General features: G+C 58.4%; 1 pseudogene. It reads right to left on the minus strand.

The annotated features are described in order from the left end of the window. Nucleotides 1–327 (minus strand): annotated as a pseudogene (locus ACXIUA_RS01850) (DEAD/DEAH box helicase); the annotation flags it as partial.

A 327-nucleotide genomic window follows, 5' to 3' on the forward strand; every position in this document is an offset into this window, starting at 1 on the left:
ATCCGGAATGGTGCCGCCGCTGGTAACTGCCAACAATTGAGCGCCAGGTCGGGCGGTCAATATCCCGGTCTCCCTGTTCCAGACCAGTTTGGGGCGAAAAGCAGAAAAATCGCCAGAGGGATAGCGCCCGGAAAGCATATCCAGCGTGGCGTCAAAAACACGTCCTGGCAGATCTTTCCACGGTGCGGCACGGCGTACGCGGGAGTACCATTCGTCTACCTGTAATGCCTCCATCGCCGCGGCGGCAACGGTTTGCTGCGCAAGGACGTCGAGTGGATTATGCGGTGGTGTCAGGTTTTCCAGCCTGCCTGCGAACATACACTCTAC

The sequence above is a fragment of the Corynebacterium sp. UMB8791 genome (genome assembly GCF_054166365.1).